Genomic DNA, 6380 nt, shown 5'->3' with positions numbered 1-6380 from the left:
GGGACCGATGAGCGATACACCGATGACTCCCGATCAGGAGTATGAGTTCTACGCCCAGCCGGCGAACCAGGAGCCGCAGGGCCCGGCCCGGCGCCGTACCGCCCGGCTCTCGACGGTCGTGCCGGTCCGCTTTCCGCCCGAGTTGCTGGCCGAGGTACGCCGCCGCGCCGACGCCGACGACCGGTCGTTGTCCTCGTGGATCCGGCGCGCCGTAGAACACGAGCTACGTGATTCCGCCTGATCAACGGGTTTCGAAAGGAACGCGCGCTCTGCCGCGATCCCGAAACGCTGCCCGTGATGATGAAGGGCGGTGACTGGGCGTTCGGCTGCCAGCTCGTCGACGGCACCCTCGGTGGGTTCGGCACTCCGCCGACCGCGATGCCGATACGGATCTTCACCCCGCAGGTCCTGGCGCCGACCGGGGCGAGGCTGTCCAAGACGCTGCTGCGCGAGCAGGGCAAAGGCGTCCTGCCCGCCGACGTCGAGCCGTGGATGCTCGACACCACCACCTGGCCCGGCGACGTCGACAACTACGTCGACGCGCTGGTGTGGTTGGCGCAGCGAAACCAGCGGCGGATTCGACCGACCAGCCAAGCGACGGAGGACGAGGACTGTGGCTGGTACAGGAACTGGTCCCCGCATGGGGCTGGCACGACACCGCCACCGGCCGAGTGGCCTGGTTCCACCTGAATGACGACGGTTGCCTATCGGTGAGCTGAGGGCTCAAGGCGACCGCCTCACCGATCATCGCCTTCATGAGGGTGTCGAAGCCGGAATCCGGGCAGGCTCTAGCCCCAGTGGGGTGGGCGTTCTTCCAGGTAGTGGGAGTCGTCGGAGTCGGAGTGCCATTCACCCCAGCCGAGGTCGGTGTCGTCGCTCGTCTGGTCGGGCAACACCGGCAGTCCATCATCGGAGAGGTCCACCGGACGCATGTCATCCGGATGCTGCACAGTCACGCCCCCATGGTATCCGCAACGTCTCCCCACCTGGGAGGAGAAACATCACCCGTACAACCGGGCGCGTCTCGGCGGCCGAAGGTACGATGCGGATGCAGACATCACGCCCGGACGACCCCCGACGAACCCGTGAGGCGGCATGGCTACGCCAGCAGGATGGCGGCAAGAGGGCAACCTGCCCGTAGAGCTCACCAGTTTCGTGGGCCGAACGCGGCTCCTCGCTTCGCTGCGGCAACGGCTGCAGAAGTCCCGGCTGGTGACGGTCACCGGCATCGGCGGCGTGGGCAAGTCGCGTACGGCGCTGCGCATCGCGCACCAGATCCGCAGGCAGTTCCGGGACGGCGTCTGGTACGCCGACCTGGCCCGGCTGCAGGACCCCGGCATGGTCCAGCACACGATCACGGCCGCGCTCGGGATCGCCGACCAGTCCCCGAGGGAGGGGTCGGACACTCTGGCGGAGTGGCTGGCCGACCGGGAGATCCTGCTCGTCCTGGACACCTGCGAGCACCTCGTCGACGCCGTCGCGCCGCTCACCAGCCGGCTCCTCGACGCGGCGCCGAACCTGCGGATCCTCGCGACCAGCCGCCGTTCGCTCAACGCGCCGGGCGAGTACACGCTCGCGGTCCCGCCGCTCACCGTCCCCGGGGACGACCCGTCGGAGAATCCGTACACGAACGAGGCGGTCGAGCTGTTCGGCGCGCGGGCCGGCGCCGTGGTGCCCGACTTCGTGGTGGACGAGAGCAACGTCACGGCCGTCTCCGAGCTGTGCCGCCGTCTGGACGGGATCCCGCTCGCGATCGAGCTCGCCGCCGTGCGGCTGCGCTCGCTGTCGGTCGAGCAGATCCTCACCCTGCTCACCGACCGGTTCAGTCTGCTCGCCGGCGCGAGCCGTACGGCCCTGCCGCGCCACCAGACGCTGCGCGCGGCGATCGGGTGGAGCCACGAGCTGTGCGAACCGGCCGAGCGGCTGCTGTGGGCCCGCCTGTCGGTGTTCGCCGGGGACTTCGAGCTGGAGGCGGCCCGCTACGTCTGCTCGGATGAGACGCTCGCGGCCGACCGCATCCTCGACGTGATCGGCGAACTGGTCGACAAGTCGGTGCTGCTGAGCTTCCCGACCCCGGCCGGCCAGCGCTACCGGCTGATCGACACGCTGCGGCAGTACGGCGGGGAGTGGCTGGACAAACTCGGTGAGACGCCCGAGCGGCGCCGCCGCCACCGGGACTACTACCTGCAGCTCGCCGAGCGCGGCGAGCACTCCTGGTCGGGGCCCCGGCAGGTGCACTGGTTCACCCGGATGCGGCAGGAGCACGACAACATCCGGGTGGCCCTCGAATACTGCCTGTCGGTCCGGGGCGAGGAGGGCGTCGGCCTCGAACTGCTGTCGTCCCTGTGGTTCCTCTGGGTCGCCTGCGGCTTCGCCCGGGAGGGCGTGCACTATCTGGAGCGCACGCTGGAAGCGGCGCCGGAGCCGAGCAGGCGGCGGTGCAAGGCCCTGTGGGTGCTGTCCTACATCCGCAGCGCGCAGGGCGACATGGCCGGGGCGCTCGAGGCCGCCGAGCGGTGCAGCACCGAGGCGGTGCGGGCGGGCGACTCGGTCGCGGTCCTGCTGGCGACCAAGATGCAGGGCACCGCGGCCATGCTGCAGGGAGACACCCAGAAGGCCACGGCCCTGCTCGGGGTCGCCATCGAGTTCCACCGGGGCGGGCGCGAGCTCAACCCGGGCCTGCTCCCCGCGATCGTCGAGCTGTCCATGGTGCTGCTGGCCCAGGGCGAGCCCGCCGATGCCGAGACGCTGCTGCTGGACTGCCTGAAAACCTGCCAGGATCGGGGCGAGCTGTGGCTGCGCTCCTACGCCTGGTATGTCATGTCGCTGGCGCAGCGTGCCACCGGCCGCCACGACGAGTCGCTGGTGAGCTGCAAGGAGTCGCTGCGGATCAAGCGCCACTTCCATGACGTGCTCGGCGTCGTGCTGTGCGTGGACACGCTGGCCACGCTCAACCTCGACATGGGAGCCCCGGAGCGCACCGCGATGCTGCTCGGCGCCGCCCAGGCCAACTGGCGCACGTTCGGCCTCCCCCAGTTCGGCTCGCCGTTCTTCACGGCCGAGCACGAGCAGTGCGTCAAGGAGTGCAAGAAGCTGATCGGCGACGCCGCCTACGACGAGGCGTACGCCTCGGGGGCGCGGCTCAGCCTCGGCGACCTCGTCGAGTACGCACTGGACGACTTCGGCGACTTCGAGCAGGAGTGACCGCCGCCGGGCTGAGCCACGCCCGTCAGGTCAGGGCGTCGGTGTAGCGCGAGCTGGTGAGCGAGTAGTCTACGCTGCCGCTGATCCAGTACCGCAGCCCCCGGACGTAGGCGGAGACGGCCGGTGAACGCAGCGCCGCCACGGCCGGCTCCAGGGCCACCATCTCGGCGATGGCCTGGTCGCGCATGACGCCGATCCGGTCCATCGCCTCCTGAACCGAGCAGCCCCCGTGGGTGACCAGCACCGTGACCAGATTGTTACGGCCGTTGGCCGCATCACGTTCCTTGGCGTACGAGATGAGGTCGTTGTCCCATACGACCACGTCGTTGGCGTGCTGAGTCATGGCGCGTACGGCCGGGTGGCGCCACTCGTCGGAGGTGAGGCGGACCCCGGCGGTCACGTCGATCAGGGCGAAGACGGTGAGCATGGCCCCGGTCCTTCGGCGCATGAAGACGTAGTCGCCGAAGGTGGGGACGACGTCGTCCTCCCGGTTGGCCGCCTCCCAGACCTGGGCGAACAGGTAGTCCTTCGTCACCGCGCGCCAGCGGTCGAGCTGGTCGGCGGTGCCGTACGCGGTGATCCGGGCCTTGATGTCGAGCAGCGCGCGGGCGAAGACGTTGTCGACCGGCTCCTCGCCGGTGAGGTCGTCGATGACCTCGAAGAGCCGCGGGAGGGCCCGGGCGATCTCCGCCGCCCGCCGATCGGACTCGCAGTAGACGTCGTCGAAGGCGAACAGCCACACGCACCAGTCGGTGACCAACTGGCAGAGTTCCCGGGCCGCGTAGGGGTAGGTGCGGGCGCCCAGCCATCCGTATCGGGCCGATCGGAAGCGCTCGAGCTGTTCGCCGTCGGCGATCATCCCAGAGGCCGCCAGCCAACTCATCGTGTCCCGATCCACCTCGTCCACATGGGGGTTCACGTCGCTGGGGAAGGGGCAGGTGAGCGCGGGGAGACGGAAGGCCTGCCTGGTGTTGGAAGTCGGCATCAGCCCAGCATGACCATCGCGCGGAGCGATGACCAGACTGTCCGGCATTACGGAAAATTTCGGACAGCAGACTTCGTGTCCCTAATCAGGACCGGATCTTCCCGCACACCCCACGGTCGCCCTGCCGTCCGTTGTCCACAGGCCATACGTCCGCGCGGGAATCCGCACTGCGCTGCGCTAGGTTCATCAGTTAAAGGAACCTTGAGAAAGGCTGGAGACGTGTTCGACCCCACGGATCTCTACCGGCTCGACGGGAACCTCCCCGAGCTGACCGATCCGGTGCTGCTATACCACTTCGAGGGGTTCGTGGACGCCGGTGCCACGGGCCGGTTGGCAATCGGGCACCTCCTCGCCGAGTTGGAGCATCGGGTCATCGCCAGGTTCGACGTCGACCGGCTGCTCGACTACCGGTCCCGGCGACCCATCATGACCTTCGACACCGACCGCTGGACGGACTACGACACCCCGGAGCTCGCCGTCCACCTCGTGCGCGACACCACGGGCACCCAGTTCCTGGTCCTGTCGGGGCCGGAGCCGGACCGCGAGTGGGAGCTGTTCACCGACGCCGTCGCCACGCTCGTCACCCGGCTGGGCGTGAACAGGCTGGTGAGCGTGCACGGCATTCCCATGGGCGTCCCGCACACCCGTCCGCTCGGTCACACCGCGCATGCCAGCCGTCCTGAGTTGATCAACGGCCGGCCCAGCCCGTTCGGGAAGGTCCAGGTGCCCGGGAGCGTCGCGGGGCTCATCGAGCTCCGGCTCGGCGCCAAGGGCCACGACACGCTGGGCTTCGCCGTGCACGTGCCGCACTATCTGGCCCAGGCGGAGTATCCGCAGGCCGCGGTGGCGGCGCTGGAGGCGATCACCGGCAACACCGGCCTGGTGTTCCCCATGGAAGGTCTCAGGGAGGCCGCCGCGAGGACCGACGAGGAGATCGCGCAGCAGATCAGCGCCTCGGAGGAACTGTCGGGCGCGATCCAGGGCCTGGAGCAGCAGTACGACGCCTTCCAGTCGGGTGCACAACGGGAGAACCTGCTCGCGGAGAGCATGCCGATGCCGACCGGCGACGAGCTTGCCGCCCAGTTCGAGGCGTTTCTCGCGGAACGCGACGAGCGGGACGGCTGACAATGGCGTCCGGAGCGTCCGACATCCGCGTCGGCCTGGCCGGTTACGGAACGGGCGGGGCGTTCTTCCACGCGCCGCTGATCGCTGCCGTCCCCGGGCTGCGGCTGGCGGCCGTGGTCACCCGCGATCCTGCGAAGGTCAAGCGGGTACGGCACGAGCACCCCGGCGCCGAGGTCGTCGGGTCGCCCGACGAGCTGTGGGACCGTTGCGACCTCGTGGTGATCGCCACGCCGAACCGCACCCACGTGCCGCTGGCCGTCGCGGCGCTCAAGGCGGGCCTGCCCGTCGTGGTGGACAAGCCGCTGGCGGGCACCGCCGCCGAGGCCCGAGATCTCCTGCGGCTCGCGCGCGACCGGGGCCTGATGCTCAGCGTGTACCAGAACCGGCGCTGGGACGGCGACTTCCTGACGGTCCGCCGCCTGCTGCCCGAACTCGGCGAGGTGCACCGCTTCGAGTCCCGGTTCGAGCGGTGGCGGCCGATACCCAAGGGCGGCTGGCGTGAATCCGGCGGCCCGGAGGAGATCGCCGGGATCCTCTACGACCTCGGCAGTCATCTCGTCGATCAGGCCGTCCAGCTCTTCGGCCCGGTCTCGCACGTGTACGCCGAGGCCGACGTGCGGCGGGCGGGCGTGCTGGCCGACGACGACGCCTTCATCGCGCTGACGCACGCCTGCGGCACGCGGTCGCACCTGTGGATGAGCGCGGTGGCCGGTCGGCTCGGCCCCAGGTTCCGCGTGCTCGGGTCGAAGGCGGCCTACGTCAAGTGGGGCCTCGACCCCCAGGAGGAGCGGCTGCGCGCCGGCGAGCGTCCGGGGCCCGGCTGGGGTGCCGAACATCCGGACCGATGGGGGACGCTCGGCGTCGACGGCCGTACGGTCCCCACCGAGCCCGGCGCCTACCACCGGTTCTACGAGGGCGTCGTGGCCTGCCTGCGGGACGGCGCCCCGCCGCCCGTCTCGCCGGAAAGCGTCGTCGAGACCCTCACCGTCCTGGAGGCCGCCAGGCACTCAGCCGCCACCGGCACCGTCATCCCCATCCCCACCGACAAAGTCGGTTAGCCCGGGGG

At 70.0% G+C, this 6380-nt stretch carries 7 protein-coding genes; 5 read left to right on the top strand and 2 right to left on the bottom strand.

The genetic code is table 11. The features are described from left to right. Both ACFHYQ_RS04545 and ACFHYQ_RS04540 read left to right on the top strand, forming a co-directional pair. Positions 1-241 (top strand): YlcI/YnfO family protein (locus ACFHYQ_RS04545; RefSeq protein WP_394299791.1); only part of this gene is annotated, 241 nt, incomplete at its 5' end. 56 nt (positions 242-297) lie between these two features. After that, positions 298-690, top strand: a complete 393-nt coding sequence (locus ACFHYQ_RS04540; protein WP_394299790.1) for a hypothetical protein — start codon at positions 298-300, stop codon at positions 688-690. 98 nt (positions 691-788) lie between these two features. On the opposite strand, the gene ACFHYQ_RS04535 is transcribed toward ACFHYQ_RS04540, so the two are convergent. Then, positions 789-956 carry a hypothetical protein gene (locus ACFHYQ_RS04535; RefSeq protein WP_394299789.1) on the bottom strand — a complete coding sequence of 56 codons (168 nt, stop codon included), beginning with the start codon at positions 954-956 and terminating at the stop codon, positions 789-791. A 139-nt stretch (positions 957-1095) separates the two neighbouring features. Between ACFHYQ_RS04535 and ACFHYQ_RS04530 the strand changes: the two genes are divergently transcribed. Beyond that, positions 1096-3204 (top strand): ATP-binding protein, encoded by a 2109-nt coding sequence (locus ACFHYQ_RS04530; RefSeq protein ID WP_394299788.1) that lies wholly within the window; start codon positions 1096-1098, stop codon positions 3202-3204. Positions 3205-3229: 25 nt separating this feature from the next. On the opposite strand, the gene ACFHYQ_RS04525 is transcribed toward ACFHYQ_RS04530, so the two are convergent. Beyond that, positions 3230-4189 carry a 4-epi-cubebol synthase gene (locus ACFHYQ_RS04525; protein WP_394299787.1) on the bottom strand — a complete coding sequence of 320 codons (960 nt, stop codon included), beginning with the start codon at positions 4187-4189 and terminating at the stop codon, positions 3230-3232. A 219-nt stretch (positions 4190-4408) separates the two neighbouring features. Here ACFHYQ_RS04525 and ACFHYQ_RS04520 point away from each other — a divergent pair, with 219 nt between their 5' ends. Both ACFHYQ_RS04520 and ACFHYQ_RS04515 read left to right on the top strand, forming a co-directional pair. Next, entirely contained in the window at positions 4409-5314 is a 906-nt protein-coding gene (locus ACFHYQ_RS04520; RefSeq protein ID WP_394299786.1) for a proteasome assembly chaperone family protein, read from the top strand. Positions 5315-5316: 2 nt separating this feature from the next. Continuing rightward, positions 5317-6372 (top strand): Gfo/Idh/MocA family oxidoreductase, encoded by a 1056-nt coding sequence (locus tag ACFHYQ_RS04515; RefSeq protein WP_394299785.1) that lies wholly within the window; start codon positions 5317-5319, stop codon positions 6370-6372. The last annotated feature ends 8 nt before the right edge of the window (positions 6373-6380 follow it).

Source organism: Sphaerimonospora cavernae (genome assembly GCF_042435035.1).
Classification (GTDB): Bacteria; Actinomycetota; Actinomycetes; order Streptosporangiales; family Streptosporangiaceae; genus Sphaerimonospora; species Sphaerimonospora cavernae.
This window is presented reverse-complemented; position numbering and strand designations above follow the sequence as displayed.

Bases quoted from the DNA above. Each gene is read 5' to 3' on its own strand.
- ACFHYQ_RS04540 (WP_394299790.1), top strand. From the start codon at position 298: ATGATGAAGGGCGGTGACTGGGCGTTCGGCTGCCAGCTCGTCGACGGC.
- ACFHYQ_RS04530 (WP_394299788.1), top strand. From the start codon at position 1,096: ATGGCTACGCCAGCAGGATGGCGGCAAGAGGGCAACCTGCCCGTAGAG.
- ACFHYQ_RS04525 (WP_394299787.1), bottom strand. From the start codon at position 4,189: ATGCCGACTTCCAACACCAGGCAGGCCTTCCGTCTCCCCGCGCTCACC.
- ACFHYQ_RS04515 (WP_394299785.1), top strand. From the start codon at position 5,317: ATGGCGTCCGGAGCGTCCGACATCCGCGTCGGCCTGGCCGGTTACGGA.